Origin of the sequence: Streptomyces alboflavus (assembly GCF_000716675.1) — a bacterium.
In the GTDB taxonomy this organism is placed as follows: Bacteria; Actinomycetota; Actinomycetes; order Streptomycetales; family Streptomycetaceae; genus Streptomyces; species Streptomyces alboflavus.
The window spans coordinates 77955-99122 of the sequence record NZ_JNXT01000006.1 but is presented as its reverse complement, the minus strand read 5'-3'; the positions used below and the strand labels follow the sequence as shown (position 1 = coordinate 99122).

The following is a 21168-nucleotide window of genomic DNA, read 5'->3' as shown; positions in this document are numbered from 1 at the left end:
GCGCCGCCCTATCGCGTCTATCGCGCACCGTTGACTGTCGTCACCATCACGATACGCTCGTCTGGCTGGCGCACCACTACGCCCGACCGGCAAAGGGGCGAGGCACCATGGAGACATCCGGCCACGTCGACACTTTCGCGCGGGACCATCTGCCGCCCCGCGAGCAGTGGCCCGCACTGGTCCGCGACCGGCCCGAGCTGCACTATCCGGACCGCCTCAACTGCGGCACGGAACTGCTCGACCGCTCGGCCCGGCGGCACGGCACGGACCGCCCCGCGTTCCGGACGACCGACGGCGCCGTCTGGACGTACGGACGGCTCCAGGAACAGGTCGACCGGATCGCGCACGTCCTCACCGACGAGCTCGGAGTGGTCCCCGGCAACCGCGTGCTGCTGCGCGGCGCCACCACGCCGTGGCTCGCCGCGTGCTGGCTCGCCGTGATGAAGGCGGGCGGGGTCGCGGTGACCGTCCTCGCCCAGCAGCGCACCCAGGAGCTGGCCACGATCTGCGAGATCGCGCAGGTCTCGCACGCCCTGTGCGACGCCCGCGCGGTCGACGACCTGACGAAGGCCGGGGTGCCCGGCCTCGCCGTGACGACGTACGGCGGCGAGGGCCCCGACGACCTCGTCGCCCGCGTGGCGGCCCGCCCCCCGGCCGCGTACGACGCCGTGGACACCGCCGCCGACGACGTGGCCCTGATCGCGTTCACCTCCGGCACCACGGGCCGCCCCAAGGGCTGCATGCACTTCCACCGGGACGTGCTCGCCATCGCGGACACCTTCGCGCGCTACGTCCTCAAGGCAGGGCCCGACGACGTGTTCGCGGGCAGCCCCCCGCTGGGCTTCACGTTCGGCCTCGGCGGCCTGGTGATCTTCCCGCTGCGGGTCGGCGCCTCGTCCCTGCTCCTCGAACAGGCGGGCCCGCGCCAGCTCCTGCCCGCGATCGCGGAACACGGCGTGAGCGTGCTGTTCACGGCACCGACGGCGTACCGGGCGATGCTGGACGAGCTGCCCGCGCCCGCGTCGGACGAATCCCCGGAGCAGCCCCCCGCGCCTCCCCCGGCCCTCGCCTCCCTGCGCCGCTGCGTGTCCGCGGGCGAGAACCTGCCGGCCGCGACCTGGCAGTCCTGGTACGAACGCACGGGCCTGCGCATCATCAACGGCATCGGCGCGACGGAACTCCTGCACATCTTCATCTCCGCCGCCGACGAGGCGATCCGCCCCGGCACCACGGGACTGCCCGTCCCCGGGTGGCACGCGCGCGTGGTCGACGAGGCGGGCCTGCCCGTGCCGGACGGCGAACCGGGGCTCCTCGCGGTCCGCGGCCCGGTCGGCTGCCGCTACCTGGCCGACCCCCGGCAGCGGGAGTACGTGCGCCACGGCTGGAACGTCACCGGCGACACGTACATCCGCGACAGCGACGGCTACTTCCGGTACGTCGCACGCGCGGACGACATGATCATCTCGGCCGGGTTCAACATCGCGGGCCCGGAGGTCGAGGAGGCGCTCCTGCGCCACCCGGACGTGGTGGAGACGGCCGTCGTGGGCCGCCCCGACGAGCGGCGCGGGCAGGTGGTCGTGGCGTACGTGGTGCTGCGTGCCGGGGCGGTCGCCGACGCGGAGCGGCTGCGGGAGTTCGTGAAGGCGGAGCTTGTGCCGTACAAGTGCCCGCGGGAGCTGGTGTTCCTTCAGGCGCTGCCGCGCACGGCGACGGGGAAGCTGCAGCGCTTCCGGCTCCGCGAGCCCGGGCCGGGGCCCGGGGCCTAGAGTGATCACGTGTCCGAGCAGCACACTCCCAGGTCCCTGATCGTCACGTTCTACGGGGCGCACGGCCGGGCCTCGTCCGGCCCCGTCGCCGTGGCCGAACTGGTCCGGCTCCTCGCGCCCGTGGGCGTGGACGCGCCGTCCGTGCGGTCCTCCGTGTCCCGTCTGAAGCGGCGCGGGCTGCTGCTGCCCGCGCGCACGCCCGCCGGGGCCGCCGGATACGCCCTCTCCCCCGACGCCCGGCAGCTCCTGGAGGACGGCGACCGCCGCATCTACTGGCCGTGGGCCGATCGGCGTGCGGACGAGGGGGGCTGGGTGCTCGCCGTGTTCTCCGTGCCGGAGGCCGAGCGCAACAAGCGGCACGTGTTGCGCTCGCGGCTCGCCGGGCTCGGGTTCGGCAGCGCCGCGCCCGGCGTGTGGATCGCCCCCGCCCACCACCACGAGGAGACCCGGCACACCCTCGAACGGCTGCAACTCGCCCCGTACGTCGATCTGTTCCGCGGCGAGCACCTCGGCTTCGCGCCGACCGCGGAGGCCGTGGCCCGCTGGTGGGACCTCGCCTCGCTCGCCAAGCAGCACGAGGCGTTCCTCGATCGGCACGAGCCCGTCCTGCGTGCCTGGCAGGCCCGCGCTTCCACGCCCCCCGACGAGGCCTACCGGGACCACCTCCTCGCCCTCGACTCCTGGCGCCGACTCCCCTACGCCGATCCCGGCCTGCCCCCGCACCTGCTCCCGGACGACTGGCCCGGGGCCCGCTCCGCGGAGGTGTTCCGGGCCTTGGACGAGCGGCTCGGGGAGGCGGGGCGGGGGTTTGTGTCGGGGGCGGGGGCGGGGTGAACGGCGGCCGCGCGGGGCCCCGGGCCCCGAAGGTGGGTGTCCCGTGCGGGTGGGACAACTCCCGCCGAATCGCCGCTTCGCGGCTCGTCCTCAATCGCCGGACGGGCTGAGAGGTTGCCGGGGCGGGCTGGGAATGTGCCGGTGAGTATCAGCCCGTCCGGCGTTTGAGGACGAGGCGCGGAGCGCCGATACGGGGGTCCAGGGGGCGGAGCCCCCGGTTTCGGAGAAGGGGCGGGACTGGGGCGCCCCGCGAGGGCACCCGCCTCAACCCCCCAACGACAACCGCGGCTTCGGCGCGTCCGTCCGCCCCGTCTGGGGACGGCGGCTGCCCGCGCGGTACGGGGCGGGCCAGACGGCGCCGGGCCCGGAGTAGGACTGCTCGGCGGCGGCGTGCAACGTCCAGTGGGGGTCGTAGAGGTGGGGGCGGGCGAGGGCGCAGAGGTCGGTGCGGCCTGCCAGGAGGAGGGAGTTGACGTCGTCCCAGGAGGAGATGGCGCCGACGGCGATGACGGGGACGGAGGTTTCGTTGCGGATGCGGTCGGCGAAGGGGGTCTGGTAGGAGCGGCCGTAGGCGGGGCGTTCGTCGGCGACGACCTGCCCGGTGGAGACGTCGATGGCGTCGGCCCCGTGCGCGGCGAACGCGCGGGCGACGGCGACGGCGTCGTCGGCGGTGTTGCCGCCGTCGGCCCAGTCGGTGGCGGAGATGCGGACGGTCATGGGCCGGTCGGCGGGCCACACCTCGCGGACGGAGTCGAAGACTTCGAGGGGGAAGCGGAGGCGGGCTTCGAGGGAGCCTCCGTAGGCGTCGGTGCGGTGGTTGGTGAGGGGGGAGAGGAAGCTGGAGAGGAGGTAGCCGTGGGCGCAGTGGAGTTCGAGGAGGTCGAAGCCACAGGCGGCGGCGCGCCGGGCGGCGGCGGTGAACTCCTCGCGGATGGCGGGGAGTTCGGCCACGGACAGGGCGTGGGGGGTCTGGTTCGCGGGGGTGTACGGGAGGGGTGAGGGGGCGACGAGCGGCCAGTTGCCGGTGGGCAGGGGCTCGTCGATGCCGTCCCACATCAGCTTCGTGGACCCCTTGCGGCCGGAGTGGCCGAGCTGGACGCCGACGGCGGTGCCGGGCGCCTGCGCGTGGGCGAAGTCGACGATCCGGGTCCAGGCGGCGGCCTGTTCGTCGGTGTAGAGCCCGGCGCAGCCGGGGGTGATGCGGCCCCGCTCGCTCACGCAGACCATCTCGGTCATGACGAGGCCCGCCCCGCCGAGCGCCCGCGCGCCCAGGTGGACGAGGTGGAAGTCGCCGGGCACGCCGTCCTCGGCGGAGTACATGTCCATGGGGGACACGACGACCCGGTTGCGGAGTTCGAGGCCGCGCAGCCGCAGCGGCGTGAACATGGGCGGCGTACCGGGCGGGCACCCGAAGTCACGCTCGACGGCCTCAGTGAAGCCGGCGTCGCGCAGCCGCAGATTGTCGTGGGTGACGCGGCGGCTGCGGGTGAGCAGGTTGAAGGCGAACTGCAGCGGCGGCTGACCGAGGTAGGTCGGCAGTTCCTCGAACCACTGCAGGCTGGCGCGGGCGGCGCGCTGCGTGGACTCGACGACGGGGCGGCGCTCGGTCTCGTACGCGGCGAGGGCGGCGGGGATGTCGGGCTGCTCCTGGAGGTTCGCGGCGAGCGCGAGGGCGTCCTCGACGGCGAGCTTGGTGCCGGAGCCGATGGAGAAGTGCGCGGTGTGGGCGGCGTCGCCGAGCAGGACGGTGTTGCCGTGCGACCAGTGGGCGTTGACGACGGTACGGAAGGTGAGCCAGCTGGAGTTGTTGCCGCGCAGGGGGCGGCCGCCGAGCGCGTCCGCGAAGAGCTTGGCGCAGCGTTCGACGGACGCGGCCGCGTCGAGGTCGGCGAACCCGGCGGCCTCCCACACCTCTTCGCGCATCTCGACGATGACGGTGGACGCGCCGGGGGTGGTGGCCGTCGCGGCCTCGTAGGGGTAGCCGTGCAGCTGCATCACGCCGTGCTCGGTCTCGGCGATCTCGAAGCGGAACGCGTCGAAGGCGAAGTCGGCGGCGAGCCAGATGTAGCGGCAGCGGTGGCTGGTGAGGGTGGGGTGGAAGGCCTCGGGGTGCGCCTCGCGGGTGAGGCTGTGCACGCCGTCCGCGGCGATCACCAGGTCGTACGCGGTGGCGAGGGTGGCCGCGGGCGGGGCCTCGGTGCGGAAGCGGAGGTCCACTCCGAGGTCGCGGCAGCGCTCGTGCAGGACGGCGAGGAGGCGTTTGCGGCTCAGCGCGGCGAAGCCGTGGCCGCCGGAGGTGTGGCGGGTGTCGCCGCGCACGATGTCGATGTCGTCCCAGCGGACGAACTCCTCCTGCAGCGCGGCGTACACGACCGGGTCGGCGTGCTCGATGCCGCCGAGGGTCTCGTCGGAGAGGACCACGCCGAAGCCGAAGGTGTCGTCGGGGGCGTTGCGCTCCCAGACGGTGACCTCGCGGTCCGGGTCGAGTCGCTTGAGCAGGGCGGCGGCGTAGAGGCCGCCGGGGCCGCCGCCGATGACGGCGATCCTGTGCGCGGCCGGGGCCGCGCCCGACGGGGTGCAGGACCCCGTCACCGCCGTCACCGTCCCTGCCACTTCGGCGTCCGCTTCTCCGTGAACGCCGCGTGGAACTCCGCGTAGTCCTCGCCGTTCATCAGCAGGGCCTGGGTCGCCGCGTCCATCTCGACGGCGGCCGCGAGGGGCATGTCCAGCTCGGCGGTGAGCAGGGCCTTCGTCTGGGCGTACGCGAGGGCGGGGCCCTCGGCCAGACGGCGGGCCAGGGCCGCCGCGGCCTCCGCTGCCCTGCCCTCGTCCGTCAGCTCGCTGATGAGGCCGATGCGCTCGGCCTCGGGGGCCCGCACCGGCTCCCCCAGCATCAGCAGGCGCGTGGCGTGGCCGAGCCCGACGACGCGCGGCAGCAGATACGCCGCGCCCATGTCGCCGCCGGAGAGCCCCACCTTGGTGAACAGGAACGAGAACCGCGCCGACGGGTCGGCGACCCGGAAGTCCGCGGCGAGCGCGAGCACCGCGCCCGCGCCTGCGGCCACCCCGTGCACGGCGGCGACCACCGGGAACGGGCATTCGCGCAGGGCCCGCACGACCTGGCCCGTCATGCGGTTGAAGTCGAGGAGCTGCGCGGTGTCCATGGCGAGGGTCGCGCCGATGATCTCGTCCACGTCGCCGCCGGAGCAGAAGCCGCGGCCCTCACCGCCGAGGACGAGGGCCCGCACGGACCGCTCCCGGGACAGCTCGGCGAGCAGGTCGCGCAGGTCGGCGTAGGCGCCGAAGGTGAGGGCGTTCAGCTTCTCGGGGCGGGCGAGCGTGACGGTGGCGACGCCGTCGTCGACGCTGAGGCGCAGATGCCGCCACTCGGGGGTGCGTGCGGTGGAGCCGGTGAAGGGACTCATGACGTGCGGCCTCCTGGGTCGGGGGCGGCGGGGGCCGGTGCGCGGGCCTTGGCAGGGGCGCGGTCGGCGCGCCGGGACGCGGTCTCGCTCCCTCTCGAAGTTATCACTCGTCCATGACTGTCGTCACGAGTACGCGATACAGGGAGACGGGGGTGCGCACATCATTCCCGGTCGCAGAGGCGTAAGTCCCGCCATGTCCTGGCATCGGGTCGCAAACCGGCCGACGATCGCCCCTGTCGCCACTCGGCTTAGGATTCGTACGGTTGACAGCAGGACCACACAGGGCCCCCTGCCCGGGACCACCTGCTCGCCGAACGGACCCGCCTTGCCCGAACCGCACGCTCCCGCCTCCTGGCGCATCGGACTGCCGCACACCACGGCGGCCGTGCCGATCGCGCGCGCCCTGGTCCGTACGGCCCTCGTCGACATCGGTTCCACCGCGGACACCGACACCGCGGAGCTCCTGACCGCCGAGCTGGTCGCCAACGCCGTGGAGCACGCCCCGGGGCACGACCCGATAGAGCTGGTCATCGAGCTGCTTCCGACCAGCTGCCAGGTCGAGGTGCGCGACTCCAGCCCGGTCCCGCCGGGCGACCTCACCGATCCGTCGCCGGACGACGAGCCCGACCCCTGGCAGGAGCACGGCCGCGGCCTGCTCCTCATCCGCACCCTCAGCTCGTCCTGCGGGCACCGGCCCACGGAGTCCGGCAAGGCCGTGTGGTTCACGCTGCGGGCACCGGCCGACCACTGAGGCGCGGGCCCCGGCGCTCCCGCGGCCTCAGGCGAGCGTCGCCACCAGGACCGCCTTGATCGTGTGCATCCGGTTCTCCGCCTCGTCGAAGACGACCGAGTGCGCCGACTCGAAGACCTCGTCCGTGACCTCCAGCGAGTCCCGCCCGTGCCGCTCGGCCACCTCGCGCCCGACCTGCGTGGCCAGGTCGTGGAAGGCGGGCAGGCAGTGCAGGAACTTCACGTCGGCGTTGCCGGTGGCGCGCAGGACGTCCATCGTGACCGCGTACGGACCGAGGGCGGTGATGCGCTCGTCCCAGACCTCGGCGGGCTCCCCCATCGACACCCACACGTCGGTGGCGACGAAGTCGGCGCCCGCGACGCCCTCGGCGACGTCCTCGGTGAGCGCGATCCGCGCCCCGGTGGACTCGGCGAGCGCCCGCGCCCGGTCGACGACGTCCGCCGCGGGCCAGTACGCCCGGGGCGCCACAATCCGCACGTCCATGCCGAGCAGGGCGCCGGTGACCAGGTAGGAGTTGCCCATGTTCAGACGGGCGTCGCCAAGGTAGGCGAGGGTGATCCCCTCCAGCGGCTTGGCGCAGTGCTCGGTCATCGTCAGGACGTCGGCGAGCATCTGGGTGGGGTGCCAGGAGTCGGTCAGGCCGTTGTAGACGGGCACGCCCGCGTGCGCGGCCAGGGTCTCGACGGTCTCCTGGGCGTCGCCGCGGAACTGGACGGCGTCGAACATCCGGCCGAGGACGCGGGCGGTGTCCTTGACGGACTCCTTCTTGCCGATGTGCGCCCCGGAGGGGTCGATGTACGTCGTGGCGGCGCCCTGGTCGGCGGCGGCCACCTCGAAGGCGCAGCGGGTCCTCGTGGACGCCTTCTCGAAGATCAGCGCGATGTTCCTGCCGGTCAGGCGCCGGGCCTCGGCGCCCGCCCGCTTGGCGGCCTTCAGCTCCGCGGCCAGGGCGAGCAGGCCGCGGAACTCGTCGGCGGTGAAGTCCAGCTCCTTGAGGAAGTGGCGGCCGGTGAGGTCGGTCGTGGCGGTCGTCGCCATGGGGCGCTCCTGGGGTACGCGTGCGTCGAGGCGGTCGGGGACCTTTGAAAGTCTATACGATCTTTCACATTTATATGCAGGCCCCCGCCCGCCCCGCCCCGCTCGCTCCAGGGTGCGCCTAGCGAACCGGATCCCGCTCGACGGGACAGCTCATGCAGCGCGGGCCGCCCCGGCCCCGGCCCAGCTCGCTGCCGGGGATCTCTATCACCTCGATGCCTTGCTTGCGCAGATACGTGTTGGTGGTCGCGTTCCGCTCGTACGCCACGACGACGCCCGGCTCGACCGCGAGCACGTTGCAGCCGTCGTCCCACTGCTCGCGCTCGGCGGCGTGCACGTCCTGGGTGGCCGTGAGGACCCGGATGCCGCCGAGGCCGAGCGACGCGGCGATGGCGCGGTGCATGTGCTCCGGCGGGTGGTCGGTGACCTTCAACTCGCGCTCGTCGACGCCCGGCTCGATGGTGTACGAGCGGAGCATGCCGAGGCCCGCGTACTGCGTGAACGTATCGCCGTCGACCATCGTCATGACCGTGTCCAGGTGCATGAAGGCGCGGCGCTTGGGCATGTCCAGGGCCACGATCGAGGTCGCGGACCCGGCGGCGAACAGCTTGTGCGCGAGCATCTCGACGGCCTGCGGCTTGGTGCGCTCGCTCATGCCGATGAGCACGGCGCCGTTGCCGAGGACCAGGACGTCGCCGCCCTCGATGGTGGAGGGGTAGTCGGACTGGCCCTGCGACCAGAGGTGGAAGCCCTGGTTGTGGAAGAGCGGGTGGTGCTGGTAGATCGCCTCGAAGTGGACGGTCTCGCGCTGCCGGGCGGGCCAGCGCATGGCGTTGATGGACACGCCGTCGTAGATCCAGGCGGACGTGTCGCGGGTGAACAGGTGGTTGGGCAGCGGGCCGAGCAGGAAGTCGTCCATGTCCATGCAGTGGAAGCGCACGGACGTCGGCTCCGGGTGCCGCTCCAGGTACTCCCGTTTGGTCATGCCGCCGATCAGGAACTCGGCGAGTTCCGCGGACGGCAGCGACTCGAAGCTCGCCCGCAGGTGGTCGGTGGCGAGCGGGCCGTACTCCTTCTCGTCGAAGACGCGGTCCAGGACGAGCAGCCGCGCGGCCGGCACGTCCAGCGCCTCGGTGAGCAGATCACCGAAGAGGTGGACCGTCACCCCCCGGTCGCGCAGCACGTCGGCGAAGCCGTCGTGCTCCTGTCTTGCCCGCCGCACCCACAGCACGTCGTCGAACAGCAACGCGTCCTTGTTGGTCGGCGTGAGGCGCTTCAGCTCCAGGTCCGGGCGGTGCAGGATCACGCTGCGCAGGTGCCCGGCCTCGGAGTCGACATGGAATCCCATGCCCCCATCCTCACCCCACCGGGACCGCACCACGCGCCCGACGGCACGTTTTGGACGTCCCGCCAGGCAGGACAGGGACGCCCAAAACGTGCCATACACACCTCAGAGCCGCGGATCCACGGGCTCCGATTCCAGCGCGAGCACCGCGAACACCGCCTCGTGGACCCGCCACAGCGGCTCGCCCTCCGCGAGCCGGTCGAGGGCCTCGAGGCCGAGCGCGTACTCCCGGATCGCCAGGGAGCGCTTGTGGCCGAGCGTGCGGCCGCGCAGCTTCTCCAGGTTCTCCGGCCGGGTGTACTCCGGGCCGTAGACGATCCGCAGGTACTCCCGGCCCCGGCACTTGATGCCGGGCTGCACCAGGCGGCCCCTGCCGTCGCGCACCAGCGCGCCGACCGGCTTGACGACCATGCCCTCGCCGCCGCGCCCGGTCATCTCCAGCCACCAGTCGACGCCCGCGCGCACCGAATCCGCGTCGCCGGTCTCGACGTACAGGCGCCGGGTGGTGCGCAGCAGACCCGTGCCGTCGTGCTCCACCATCCGGTCGATCAGCGCCAGTTGCCGGTCGTGGGGCATCCCGGCGAGGCTCCTGCCCTGGACGGCGAGGATCTGGAACGGCGCGAGCCGCACGCCGTCCAGGCCGTCGGTCGGCCAGCAGTAGCGGCGGTAGGCGTCGGTGAACGCGGCCGCGTCCGCCGCGCGTTCGCGCTGCTTGCCGAGCAGGTCACGGACGTCCACGCCGCGGGCGACGGCCGCCTCCAGGGCGTCGAGCGCACCGGGGAAGACCGCGCCGGACGCGGCGCCCACGGCGGCGTACTGCGAGCGGAGCAGCCCCGACGCCTTCAGCGACCACGGCATCAGCTCCGCGTCGAGCAGCAGCCAGTCGGTGTCGAGCTCCGCCCAGAGCCCGGCGGCGTCGGCGGCGTCCCGCACCCGGCCGAGCACCTGCTCGGTGCGGTCGGGGTCGCCGAGGAACGGGCGGCCGGTGCGCGTGACGAGGGCGCCCGTCGGCCCTCCCGCACCGCCTGAACCGGCGTGGGAGGTGCCCCCCACCCCGAACCGCTCGCGCGCCACGTCCGCGTCCCGGCACACCAGGACCACCGCGCGGGAGCCCATGTGCTTCTCCTCGCACACGACCCGGGCGACGCCGTCGGCCGCGTACTGCGCGAACGCGTCCTCCGGGTGCTCCAGGTAGCCCTCCCGGCGTGAGGTGGCGGAGGGCGCCATCGTCGGCGGCAGGTACGGGAGCAGGCGCGGGTCGGCGGCGAAGCGGCTCATCACCTCGAGCGCGGCGGCGGCGTTCTCCTCGCGCACGGTGACGCGGCCCGCGTACCGGGTCTCCACGGCGCGGCGGCCGTGCACGTCGCCGAGGTCGAGCGGACGGCCATCGTGGCCGCCGGGCGCGTCGGTGCGCAGCGGCCGCGTCGGCTCGTACCAGACGCGCTCCGCGGGTACGTCGACCAGCTCGCGCTCCGGCCAGCGCAGCGCGGTCAGCCTGCCGCCGAACACCGCGCCGGTGTCCAGGCAGATGGTGTTGTTCAGCCAGGTCGCCGTCGGCACCGGGGTGTGGCCGTAGACCACGGCCGCCTTGCCGCGGTAGTCCTCCGCCCACGGGTAGCGCACGGGCAGGCCGAACTCGTCGGTCTCGCCGGTGGTGTCGCCGTACAGGGCGTGCGAGCGCACCCGGCCCGAGGTGCGGCCGTGGTACTTCTCCGGCAGGCCCGCGTGGCACACCACGAGCTTGCCGCCGTCGAGGACGTAGTGGCTGACCAGGCCGTCCACGAACTCCCGCACCCGGGCCCGGAAGTCGGGGTCCCGCGCGTCCTCGGCCTCCAGCTGCGCGATGGTCTCGGCGAGGCCGTGGGTGTGCTGGACGCCGCGGCCCTTCAGGTAGCGGCCCAGCTTGTTCTCGTGGTTGCCCGGTACGCACAGGGCGGTGCCGTCGGCGACCATGCCCATGACGCGGCGCAGGACGCCGGGGCTGTCCGGGCCGCGGTCGACGAGGTCGCCGACGAACACGGCCGTGCGGCCCTCGGGGTGCGCCCCGTCGACGTAACCGAGCCTGTCGAGCAGCGTCTCCAGCTCGCTCGCGCAGCCGTGGATGTCACCGATGATGTCGAACGGGCCCGTGAGGTGGGTGAGGTCGTTGAAGCGCCGCTCCGTGACGACCTCGGCGCCCTCGACCTCCGCGACGCCCCGCAGGACGTGCACCTTGCGGAAGCCCTCGCGCTCCAGGTGCCTGAGCGAGCGCCGCAGTTCGCGCTGGTGGCGCTGGATGACCCGGCGCGGCATCCCGGCCCGGTCGGCCCGCGCGGCGTTCCGCTCGGCGCAGACGTCCTCGGGGACGTCGAGGACGATGGCGATGGGCAGCACGTCGTGCCGCCGGGCCAGCTCGATCAGCTGCTTGCGGCTGTCGGACTGCACGCTGGTCGCGTCCACGACGGTGCGGCGGCCCGCGGCGAGCCGCTTGCCCGCGATGTAGTGCAGGACGTCGAAGGCGTCGCCGCTCGCGCCCTGGTCGTTCTCGTCGTCGGCGACGAGGCCCCGGCAGAAGTCGCTGGACAGCACCTCGGTCGGCTTGAAGTGCCGCCGCGCGAAGGTGGACTTGCCCGCGCCGGAGGCGCCGATGAGGACGACGAGGGAGAGGTCGGTGACGGGGAGGCGGCGGCCGGGGGTGGTGCTGCCGGTGCTCGTGCCGGTGGTGTTGTCGGTGGTGTTGTCGGTCATGCTGCCTTCGCCTCCTTCGTGCTCTGGGTGTTCTGGGTGTTCTGGCCGGTCCGGTCGTTCGGGGTCTGGGTCTGGGTCTGGGTCTGGGTGAACACCGCCATCTGGGTCGGCGGGCCCACCTCGGGGTCGTCGGGGCCGACGGGCACGAACTCGACGGTGTACCCGTGCTGGTGGGTGACCCTCTCGGCCCAGGCCCGGAACTCCGCGCGGGTCCACTCGAAGCGGTGGTCGCCGTGCCGGACGTGACCGGCGGGCAGGGACTCCCAGCGGACGTTGTACTCGACGTTGGGCGTGGTCACGAGCACCGTCCGGGGCCGTGCCGAGCCGAACACCGCGTACTCCAGGGCGGAGAGACGCTCCGGGTCGACGTGCTCCACGACCTCGCAGAGCACCGCCGCGTCGTACCCCTTCAGACGCTTGTCGGTGTACGCCAGCGAGCCCTGGCGAAGCGTCACGCGCTCCGCCTGACGCTGACCCATGCGGTCCAGCTTGAGCCGCCGCGACGCGACGGTGAGCGCGCGCATCGACACGTCCACGCCCACGATCTCCGTGTACCGCGCGTCCTTGAGCAGCGCCTGCAGCAACTGGCCCTGTCCGCAGCCGAGGTCGAGGACACGGGCGGCGCCCGCCGCGCCGAGTGCGGCGAGGATCGCGTCCCTGCGCTGCTCGGCGAGCGGCGCGGGCTTGTCCTCCGCGTCCGGCCCCTCGTCCTCGGCGACGGCGTTGTCGATCTCCTCGACGTCCGTGTCGTCGGCGTCGGCGAGCCGCGCCAGTTCGAGCCGCTCCATGGCCTCGCGCGTCAGCGACCAGCGCCGCGCCAGATAGCGGTTGGTGATCAGCTTCTGCTCGGGGTGGCCCGCGAGCCAGCCCTCCCCCGCGCGCAGCAGCTTGTCGACCTCGTCGGCCGAGACCCAGTAGTGCTTGGCGTCGTCGAGCACCGGAAGGAGCACGTACAGGTGGCGCAGGGCCTCGCTGAGCGTCAGCCTGCCGTCCGGCACGTCCAGTACGAGGCGTACGTACCGCGAGTCGCCCCACTCCGGGAAGCGCTCGTCGAGCGGCACCGGATCGGCGCTCACCGTCCAGCCCAGCGGCTCGAACAGCGCCCGGACCAGGCGGGCCCCGCCGCGCGCGGGCAGCGCGGGCACCTCGGCGCGCAGCGGCAGCGGCTCGGCCGCCCGCTCGGGCAGGGACTTGCACACGCCGCGCAGGGCACTGGAGAACACCGTGCTCAGGGCGACGGCGAACAGCGAGGACGCGGCGTACGGACGGTCGTTGACGTACTGCGCGAGGGCCGCGTCCGCGGCGCCGCCCCGGCCCTTGGTGGCTCCCCTGACGCGCCGTGCGAGCGCCACCGGGTCCACTTCGAGCAGGAGCGCGGCCGTGCAGCGCTCCGCCGTCGCCTCGGGGTAGAAGACGTGCGCCTGCCCGTAGGACGTGGAGAACGCCTGCGCCTTGCCGGGATGCTTGTGCAGCAGGAACCCGAGGTCGGTCGCGGGGCGTTCCGGAGTGCCGGTGGTGCTGATCGTCAAGAACATGGGCATGCCTCGATAGGGATCTGGGCCAGGGGTTCGACGGACCGTCCGAGCCGTGTGCTCGTCGGACCGTTCGCGTTCGGTGACGTGTCGGTGTCACCTGTCGGGGTCACGTGTCGGGGTGTCTGTCGCACGGCGCGTCGGCCCGGCGGTTCCGCGTCGGCCGACCGCGCATGCGCGAAGGGGTGGCAGATCATGCCCCCGCTGGCCGGGCGCGTCTCGCGTCGCGGCCTGCTCCTCAACCCCCCGTATCTGTCGCGTGCGCCGCGGCACGGACCTCTCGCCGCGCACCGCCCTCTTCCCGGCGCACCTGCACAAACGTACAGCGAAGCCCTCGGACGCACGCGTGAATTTCCGCGCGGCCGCCGCCCGGTTCAGCGTGCCGCGCGCAGCTCGGCGTACAGCTCGGGGCCCGTCCACGTGCGCGGCGCGGACTCCGCCTCGTGCACGAGGGCGACCAGGCGGGCGTTCACGGGGGCGCGCCGGCCGTGGGCGCGGGCCAGGTCGACGATCTCGCCCTGAAGGGACTCGACCTCCGTGGGGCGACCGCACTTCAGGTCCTCCCACATCGAGGAGCGGGCGTGGGCGTCGGTCCGCAGGGACGCCGCGGCCAGTCGGCGGAAGACGGCGTCGGGGAGCCCGAGGACGAACGGGACGGCGCCGGGCGCGATGGGGCCGAGGCGGGCGGGCGCGACCCCGGCGGCGCGGTAGGCGGCGAGGGCCTCGCGCTGGCACAGGGCGAGGCAGCCGCGGTAGGCGCGCAGGCCGAGCTGGTCGCGCAGCGGGAGGCCGGACAGGGCGTTGACCGCGTTGTTGAGGTTCATCAGGAGCTTGGAGTGCTGCACTTCGGACATGTCGGTGCGGGCCTCGATGTCCAGGCCCGCCTCGTGGAAGGCGGCGAGGAGCGCGTCGTCGGGCTCGGCCATGAGGCGGCCCGGCATGCCCTGGTGCACGGTGCCCGGCTCGGACCGCATCACGTTGTACGGCACCATCCCGGCGAGGACGGTGCGGCCGGGGAGCGCGGCGCGCAGGACGGCGGGGTTGCGCAGTCCGTTCTGGAAGCTCACGACGACGGCGTCGGGGGCGAGATGGGCGGCGAGGGCCGTGGCGGCGGCCTCGGTGTCGGCGCTCTTCACGGTGACGAGGACGTGGTCGGCGCCCGCCGCCGCCTCGGGCCCGGTGGCCAGCGTCAGCCGGTCCGGCGGGAGGTGCACGGGCGGGCGGGTGGAGCTGGTGAGGGTGAGTCCCCGTTCGGCCAGGGTCGCCATGGCGGCGGGCCGGCCGACGAAGGTCACGTCGTGCCCGGCGGCGACGAGGTGGCCACCGAGGTGGCAGCCGATGCTGCCGGCACCGAGGACGGCGAAGCGGGGCCTGGGCATGGGCGGCTCCTGGGGGCGAGGCGGGCGGGCAGGCGTGGCGGGCGGCGTCGGGTCGGCCAGGGACAGCCTGGACCAGGACGCACGGGCTTACCAGCCCCGCGGCTCACACCTCCCCCACCCCGGCGAAGGGGTGGTGCCGCGCCAGGCACCACCCCTCCCCGCTCAGCTCCGTCCGCTGTAGTCGTGCGCGGGCCGACGTCCCGGCCGCTCCGGCAGCGGCGGCACCGGCTCGGCGCGCGCCAGCTTCTCCCCCTCGATGTCGACATGGGGCAGGATCCGGTCGAGCCACCCGGGCAGGGACCAGGCGCGGTTGCCGAGGAGCGCGAGGGCGGCGGGCACGATCGTCATGCGGACGACGAACGCGTCGAAGGCGACGGCGACCGCGAGACCGAAGCCGAGGGCCTTGATCATGGCGTCGTCGGAACCGACGAACCCGGCGAAGACCGTGATCATGATGAGGGCCGCGACGGTGACGACGGTCGCGCTGTGCCGGAACCCGTCCGCCACCGCCGTCCGCGCGTCGGCGCCGTGGACGTACGCCTCCCGCATCCGGGTCACCAGGAACACCTGGTAGTCCATGGCCAGGCCGAAGACGATGCCGACCATGAGGATGGGCATCAGGCTCATGAGGGGGCCGGTCTGCTCCAGGCCGATCAGGTCCTTCAGCCAGCCCCACTGGAACACCGCGACGATCGCGCCGAGCGAGGCGAGGACGGACAGCAGGAAACCGAGGGCGGCCTTCAGGGGCACCAGGACCGAACGGAACACCAGGATCAGCACGAGGACCGCGAGCCCGACGACGAGCGCCAGGTAGGGCACGATCGCCTTGCTGAACTTGTCGGAGACGTCGATGTTGAGCGCCGTCGTGCCGGTCACCAGGGCGCGGGCGCCGGAGTCGGCCCCCATGCGGTCGGCCAGGGAGCGGATGTCGCCGACGAGTTCCTTCGTGGCGTCGCTGCCCGGCGCGCTCTTGGGCACGACCGTGATGACGGCGGTGTCGCCCGCCTTGTTGAACAGGGCCGGGTTCACGGCGGCCACATCGCGCAGCCCCTTCAGGGACTTGCCCATCTCCGCCGCTCCGGTACGGGCGACGGCCGGATCCTCGTTGTCGACGGTCACCGTGAGCGGCCCGTTGAAGCCGGGGCCGAACGACTGCGACAGCATGTCGTACGCCTTGCGCTGGGTGGAGGAGGCGGACTTGGAGCCGTCGTCCGGAAGACCGAGTTCGAGCCGCGTGGCGGGCAGGGCGATCACGCCGAGCGCGAGGACGGCCAGGACCAGGACCTTCGCGGGCTTGCGGAGGACGTACGCGATCCAGCGGTGCGCGAGGCCGGTCTTGGGGGAGCCCGCACGGGCGGGGCCCGTGGCGGACCCCGCGCGGCCGGGGAGGAACCGGCGGACGAACCGCCCGCGGCCCCTGCCGACCACCCGCTCCCCGGCGAAGCCCAGCAGCGCGGGCATCAGCGTGACGGCGACGAGCACGGCGACGGCGACCGCACCCGCGGCGGCCAGGCCCATCGCGGTCAGGATGGACAGGTTCACGACGGCCAGACCCGCGAGGGCGATCACGACGGTGAGTCCGGCGAAGACGACGGCCGATCCGGCGGTGCCGTTGGCGCGGGCGGCGGCTTCCTCGGCGTCGTACCCGGCGGCGCGCTCGGAGCGGTAGCGGGACACGATGAACAGGGCGTAGTCGATGCCGACGGCGATGCCCAGCATGGTGGCCAGGACCGAGGCGTTGCTGTTCAGCTCGAAGGGACCGCTGAGCGCCGTGATGGCGGCCATGCTCACGGCCACGCCGACCAGGGCGGTCACCAATGGCAGGCCCGCGGCGACCAGGGAGCCGAAGGTGATGAGGAGGATGACAGCGGCCAGAGCGAAGCCGATCACCTCCGCCGTGTGGCTCTCCTCGGGGGGCTGCAGGGCGTTCCCTGACGCCTCCACCACCAGCCCCCGGTCCCGGCCGTCCTCCAACGCCTTGTCGAGACCGCTGTGGTCCCGGTCCGTCAGCTCCGTGTCCGGCACGCTGTACGTGACCTGGGAGTAGGCGGTGGAGCCGTTCGCGCTGACCGCCTTCGCCGCGAACGGGTCGCTGACCTTGGCGATGTGCGCGGAGGACTTCTGCACGTCGGCCAGCGTCGCCTTGAGCGCCGCTCTGTTGTCGGCGCTGTCGATCTTCTCCCCGCCGGGGGCCCGCAGGACCACGCGGGCGTTGGCGCCGTCGGCGTTGGCGGCCGGGAACTGCTTCTCCAGGAGGTCGTTGGCGCGCTGTGCCTCCGTGCCGGGGAGGGTGACGTTGGTCGTCTGCGGACCCGAGCCGTTGGCGGCGGCGACGCCCACGGCACCGAGGACTAGCGCCCAGAGAAGGACGACCAGCCAGCGTCGCCTGAAGGCGGTCCGGCCGATGCGGTGCAGGAAGGTGGCCATGAGGGGGTGCGATCACTCTCTGTCTGTCGGATACGGACGGGCGGGCCGTGCGTTGCCCCCGGTCCGGGACGTGCGGGCGGCGGCCGGGCCCCGGGGGAAGGTCGCCGGCCGCCGTGGTCACCAGGGTTCCGCCGGGCGGGGGTCCGTTCCGTCGGCCGTGCGTACCCTTCGCGCACCGGCCTGTCGGTCATTCGGCCGACACGCGCCTCCGCTTGTGCTCCTACGCTGATCGGCGTGGACTGGAAACTCCCCCTCAACCCGGCCGCCGACGGCAGGCTCCTCAGGATCAGCAGCCTGACCGCGTGCACGCTGATCCTGGTCGGGGACTTCGCCGCCGCGCGCATCGCCGACCGCGATCCGATCCAGGAGCCGACGGCCTGGCTGCCCGTGGTCGTCACCGGTCCGCTGATCGGCCTCGCCGTCCTCGGCCTGCCGCGCTCGTTCGGCCTGGGCCGCCGCGTCGTCGGCGCCGTGACGATCTCCCTCGCCCTGACCGTGTGGACCCTGGTCGACTCCGCCGAGCTGCAGTGGTGGGGAGCCCTTGAGACCTTCGGGCTGCTCTCCCTCACCATCCGCACCACGGCCCACGCCTGGCGTCCGGCGCGCGCGACCGCGGCCACCCTCGCCCTGTGCGTCGCCGTCCTGATGCTGCCGGTGCGCAGCGGCTCCTGGTCGGCCTTCGTCGCGGGCGGCTACATCCTGACCGTGGCCCTCGCCATCTGCGTCGCCACCGGCTGCGCCCTGCGCGCCATGGAGCTCCGCAGGCAACGGGCCGTGCACGATGTGCGCCAGGCGGAGCGCCTCGCCCTCGCCCGGGACCTGCACGACCTGATCGCCCATCACATGACGGGCATCATCGTCCAGGCCAACGCCGCCGTGACCATCCAGGGCACCGCGCCCGACCAGGTGGATCCGCTGCTGCGCAACATCGCCCGGTCCGGCACGGAGACGCTGGAGTCGATGCGCCGCCTGGTGGGCGTCCTGCGGGAGGACAACCACGCGGCGCTGCGCCCCGGCGACCTCCTCACCGAACTGGCCGACCTCGTCTCCGCGCACTGCGCCCACACCACCGCAGACGCCTCCGACTCCCCCGACACCCCCAACGCCCCCGACGCCCCCGACACTCTCGACGCCGACACGTCCGCCCGGCTGGACGTCACGGCGGCCGCCCGCACGGCCCGCCTCAGCCCCGAGGTCGAGATCTCCGTGCAGCGCCTGGTCCAGGAAGCCCTCACCAACGTCCGCAGGCACGCCCCCGGCGCCCGCGCCACGGTCCGCCTGGACGCGGACCCCGCCTGGCTACGGGTGACCGTCACCAACACCACGGCCCCGCACCGGGCCACCACCCCGGCGGGCGGACGCGGCGGCTTCGGCCTGCTCGGTCTGCGCGAACGCGTCGAGGCCCTGGACGGGACGCTGCGCACCGGCGCGCTCCCCCACGGCGGCTGGCAGGTCGAGGCCGCCTTCCCCCTGGCTACGTCCGCCGCCGACGCCCTCCAGGGCCAGGGGCCGGGGCGTTGAGAGGGACGGGAGCCACCGGGGGCCGGGGGCGCTGAGGGGACGGGGCACCGGGGGCCGGGGGCACTGAAGGGACGGGGGCACCGAGGTACCCGGAGTCAGCGCGCCGGGTGTGCCACTCCGTGCTCCCAGGCCCACGCCGCGACCTCCACCCGGTTGCGGGCCGCGAGCTTCGCCTGGATCCGCGCCAGATACGTCTTCACCGTCGACAGGGACAGGAACAGCTCGTCGCAGATCTCCTGGTTCGTGCGCCCCACCGCGACCAGACGCACGATGTCCAGCTCCCGCTCACTGAGCCCGGCGGCGCCCGCGTTCCCGGACACCGGGCCACGCTCCGACTCCTCGAGCCGCCGCAGCAGACGCACCGTCACCGCCGGTGACACCAGGGCGTCCCCGCGGGAAGCGGCCTGCACCGCCTCCACGAGCAGCCCCGGCGACGCGTCCTTCAGCAGGAACCCGCACGCCCCGTTCCGCAGCCCGGTCCGCACGTAGTCGTCCTGGTCGAACGTGGTGATCAGCACGACGTTCAGCGGCTCCGCCACGCCGGGCCCCGCCAACTGCCGCACCACTTCGAGGCCGTCGAGGCGCGGCATGCGGATGTCGGCGAGCACCACGTCCGGGCGCAGCCTGCGCGCCATGTCGATGCACTCCACGCCGTCGGCCGCCGCACCGACCACGGTGATGCCCGGCTGCGCCCCCAGGATCAGGCTGAACCCGGTCCGCACCAGCTCCTGATCGTCGGCGATCACCACATCGATCCGTGTCTCGGCCACCGTCCGTTCCTACCACAGCGATCCGCGCCGTCGACCCCGGCGGCAGCCCCACCCCGGCCTCGGCGGGCCCGGGCCCCGGCCTTAGAATTGATCATGAGCACGCCTCGTCGTGTTCGCAGACGTACTGTTCGCCCGACAGGGCACCTCTGGGGGAGACTTCCTTGAAGCTCACTGTGTCGCGCCGCGCCGTGACCACGTCCATCGCGGCCGCTTTCCTCGTCGGCGGCCTCGCCACCGCCGCGCCCGCCTCCGCCGCCGGCAGCTACAGCTGCGGCAACTGGAAGATGAAGGTCAACACCTGGTCCGCCTCCTGCAAGGTGAAGAGCGGCCAGGCCCGCGCCGTCACCGACTGCAGCAACGGCAAGACCATCTACGGCAAGTGGGTGGGCCGCGGCCAGTGGCGGTTCGGCGGTGACTGCGGCAAGTACTTCATCGTCGCGCACACCACCCAGGGCCGTGGCTAGCAGCACCGGGCGGTAGCCGACACCGGCTGACGCGGGGCCCGTCGAGTCATCGGCGGGCCCCGTCGCACGTTACGACAGTTGCGACTGCACCTGTGCCGAGATCAGCTCCAGGTGATCCAGGTCGGACAGGTCGAGGCACTGGAGGTAGACGCGGCTCGCGCCGATCTCCGCGTACCGGCCGATCTTGTCGACGACCTCGGCGGGCGAACCCGCGAGCCCGTTGGCCTTCAGCTCCGCCACCTCACGCCCGATGACGGCAGCGCGCCGGGCCACCTCGGCGTCGTCCTTGCCCACGCACGCCACCAGGGCGTTGGAGTACACCAGGTCGCCGGCCTTGCGCCCGGCCTCATCGGCGGCGGCCCGCACCCGGCCGAACTGCCGCTCGCTGTCCTCCACCGAGGCGAACGGAATGTTGAACTCGTCCGCGTACCGCGCGGCGAGGCGCGGCGTGCGCTTCGCGCCGTGACCGCCGATCAGGACCGGCACCTTGGACTGCGCGGGCTTGGGCAGCGCGGGCGAGTCGGTCAGCTGGTAGTGCGTTCCCTCGTACGAGAACGTGTCGCCCGGCGGCGTCCCCCACAGGCCGGTGACGATCGCGAGCTGCTCCTCGAGCCGCGCGAACTTCTCCTTCGGGAACGGAATTCCGTACGCCTTGTGCTCCTCCTCGAACCAGCCCGCACCCAGACCCAGCTCGACCCGGCCGCCCGACATCTGGTCGACCTGAGCCACCTGGATGGCGAGCACGCCCGGCAGCCGGAACGTGCCCGCCGTCATCAGCGTGCCGAGCCGGATGCGCCTGGTCTCCCGGGCGAGCCCGGCCAGCGTGATCCACGCGTCCGTGGGGCCGGGCAGGCCGTCGACGGAACCCATCCGCAGATAGTGGTCCGAGCGGAAGAACGCGTCGAAGCCCAGGTCCTCGGTCGCCTTGGCGACGGCGAGCAGCGTGTCGTAGGTGGCCCCCTGCTGGGGCTCGGTGAAGATGCGAAGATCCATACCTCCATCCTGCACGGTCGAACGCCCGTCAACCTCCCCTGTCCCACCGGTCCACCGCCGCCCCGGTCGGGTGAAATCCGTCAACCCCGCGACCGGGGCGGGTCCGCCGCAGTGACCGTGCCACACGGGTGATCGTTGGCTCGGCGGAGCCGGACCGCCCGGCACCCGCGCCGGCGGTCGCTGCCGACGCGTCCCCCGC

The 21168-nt window shown here is 73.3% G+C and carries 15 protein-coding genes; 5 read left to right on the top strand and 10 right to left on the bottom strand.

What is annotated here, in order from left to right; translation table 11 throughout:
- Positions 1 to 107: 107 nt before the first annotated feature.
- Positions 108 to 1766: an AMP-binding protein gene (locus OO63_RS07195; RefSeq protein WP_030357250.1), complete on the top strand. Its 1659-nt coding sequence runs from the start codon at positions 108 to 110 to the stop codon at positions 1764 to 1766.
- 9 nt (positions 1767 to 1775) lie between these two features.
- Entirely contained in the window at positions 1776 to 2600 is an 825-nt protein-coding gene (locus tag OO63_RS07190) for a PaaX family transcriptional regulator (RefSeq protein ID WP_030357251.1), read from the top strand.
- A 264-nt stretch (positions 2601 to 2864) separates the two neighbouring features.
- Here the strand turns inward: OO63_RS07190 and OO63_RS07185 are convergent, their stop codons facing one another.
- Together OO63_RS07185 and OO63_RS07180 are read right to left on the bottom strand one after the other, a co-directional pair.
- Positions 2865 to 5201 (bottom strand): bifunctional salicylyl-CoA 5-hydroxylase/oxidoreductase, encoded by a 2337-nt coding sequence (locus tag OO63_RS07185; RefSeq protein WP_234311088.1) that lies wholly within the window; start codon positions 5199 to 5201, stop codon positions 2865 to 2867.
- Complete coding sequence (locus OO63_RS07180) at positions 5198 to 6025, bottom strand: enoyl-CoA hydratase family protein (RefSeq protein WP_030357253.1); 828 nt, start codon at positions 6023 to 6025, stop codon at positions 5198 to 5200. Before OO63_RS07180 ends, OO63_RS07185 begins: the two co-directional genes overlap by 4 nt.
- A gap of 325 nt (positions 6026 to 6350) precedes the next feature.
- Here OO63_RS07180 and OO63_RS07175 point away from each other — a divergent pair, with 325 nt between their 5' ends.
- Entirely contained in the window at positions 6351 to 6776 is a 426-nt protein-coding gene (locus OO63_RS07175) for an ATP-binding protein (protein ID WP_030357254.1), read from the top strand.
- A 27-nt stretch (positions 6777 to 6803) separates the two neighbouring features.
- Here the strand turns inward: OO63_RS07175 and argF are convergent, their stop codons facing one another.
- The 6 genes from argF to OO63_RS07145 form a co-directional block, all read right to left on the bottom strand.
- Positions 6804 to 7814, bottom strand: coding sequence for an ornithine carbamoyltransferase (argF, locus tag OO63_RS07170; RefSeq protein WP_030357255.1), 1011 nt, complete (start codon positions 7812 to 7814; stop codon positions 6804 to 6806).
- 118 nt (positions 7815 to 7932) lie between these two features.
- The gene (locus OO63_RS07165; RefSeq protein WP_030357256.1) at positions 7933 to 9159 is read right to left on the bottom strand and encodes an arginine deiminase; all 1227 of its coding nucleotides are present in this window, start codon (positions 9157 to 9159) and stop codon (positions 7933 to 7935) included.
- Positions 9160 to 9261: 102 nt separating this feature from the next.
- On the bottom strand, positions 9262 to 11883 hold the full coding sequence (locus tag OO63_RS07160; RefSeq protein WP_030357257.1) for a polynucleotide kinase-phosphatase: 2622 nt from the start codon (positions 11881 to 11883) through the stop codon (positions 9262 to 9264).
- On the bottom strand, positions 11880 to 13418 hold the full coding sequence (locus OO63_RS07155; RefSeq protein WP_030357258.1) for a 3' terminal RNA ribose 2'-O-methyltransferase Hen1: 1539 nt from the start codon (positions 13416 to 13418) through the stop codon (positions 11880 to 11882). The genes OO63_RS07160 and OO63_RS07155 overlap by 4 nt, the downstream gene beginning before the upstream one ends.
- Before the next feature lie 371 nt (positions 13419 to 13789).
- Positions 13790 to 14794 (bottom strand): 2-dehydropantoate 2-reductase, encoded by a 1005-nt coding sequence (locus tag OO63_RS07150; RefSeq protein WP_030357259.1) that lies wholly within the window; start codon positions 14792 to 14794, stop codon positions 13790 to 13792.
- 162 nt (positions 14795 to 14956) lie between these two features.
- Positions 14957 to 17221 carry an MMPL family transporter gene (locus OO63_RS07145; RefSeq protein WP_051810632.1) on the bottom strand — a complete coding sequence of 755 codons (2265 nt, stop codon included), beginning with the start codon at positions 17219 to 17221 and terminating at the stop codon, positions 14957 to 14959.
- A gap of 234 nt (positions 17222 to 17455) precedes the next feature.
- Between OO63_RS07145 and OO63_RS07140 the strand changes: the two genes are divergently transcribed.
- Positions 17456 to 18742, top strand: a complete 1287-nt coding sequence (locus tag OO63_RS07140) for a sensor histidine kinase (RefSeq protein WP_051810631.1) — start codon at positions 17456 to 17458, stop codon at positions 18740 to 18742.
- A gap of 95 nt (positions 18743 to 18837) precedes the next feature.
- On the opposite strand, the gene OO63_RS07135 is transcribed toward OO63_RS07140, so the two are convergent.
- Positions 18838 to 19512 (bottom strand): response regulator, encoded by a 675-nt coding sequence (locus tag OO63_RS07135; RefSeq protein ID WP_030357262.1) that lies wholly within the window; start codon positions 19510 to 19512, stop codon positions 18838 to 18840.
- Between the two features lie 161 nt (positions 19513 to 19673).
- Here OO63_RS07135 and OO63_RS07130 point away from each other — a divergent pair, with 161 nt between their 5' ends.
- On the top strand, positions 19674 to 19976 hold the full coding sequence (locus OO63_RS07130; protein ID WP_229909445.1) for a hypothetical protein: 303 nt from the start codon (positions 19674 to 19676) through the stop codon (positions 19974 to 19976).
- Positions 19977 to 20045: 69 nt separating this feature from the next.
- Here OO63_RS07130 and OO63_RS07125 read toward each other — a convergent pair whose 3' ends face one another.
- Complete coding sequence (locus OO63_RS07125; protein ID WP_030357264.1) at positions 20046 to 20969, bottom strand: LLM class F420-dependent oxidoreductase; 924 nt, start codon at positions 20967 to 20969, stop codon at positions 20046 to 20048.
- Positions 20970 to 21168: the final 199 nt, after the last annotated feature.

What these genes read in the sequence shown, in the direction of transcription:
- OO63_RS07195 (WP_030357250.1), top strand. Translation starts at nt 108, where the DNA reads ATGGAGACATCCGGCCACGTCGACACTTTCGCGCGGGACCATCTGCCG.
- OO63_RS07180 (WP_030357253.1), bottom strand. Translation starts at nt 6,025, where the DNA reads ATGAGTCCCTTCACCGGCTCCACCGCACGCACCCCCGAGTGGCGGCAT.
- argF (WP_030357255.1), bottom strand. Translation starts at nt 7,814, where the DNA reads ATGGCGACGACCGCCACGACCGACCTCACCGGCCGCCACTTCCTCAAG.
- OO63_RS07165 (WP_030357256.1), bottom strand. Translation starts at nt 9,159, where the DNA reads ATGGGATTCCATGTCGACTCCGAGGCCGGGCACCTGCGCAGCGTGATC.
- OO63_RS07160 (WP_030357257.1), bottom strand. Translation starts at nt 11,883, where the DNA reads ATGACCGACAACACCACCGACAACACCACCGGCACGAGCACCGGCAGC.
- OO63_RS07155 (WP_030357258.1), bottom strand. Translation starts at nt 13,418, where the DNA reads ATGTTCTTGACGATCAGCACCACCGGCACTCCGGAACGCCCCGCGACC.
- OO63_RS07150 (WP_030357259.1), bottom strand. Translation starts at nt 14,794, where the DNA reads ATGCCCAGGCCCCGCTTCGCCGTCCTCGGTGCCGGCAGCATCGGCTGC.
- OO63_RS07145 (WP_051810632.1), bottom strand. Translation starts at nt 17,221, where the DNA reads ATGGCCACCTTCCTGCACCGCATCGGCCGGACCGCCTTCAGGCGACGC.
- OO63_RS07125 (WP_030357264.1), bottom strand. Translation starts at nt 20,969, where the DNA reads ATGGATCTTCGCATCTTCACCGAGCCCCAGCAGGGGGCCACCTACGAC.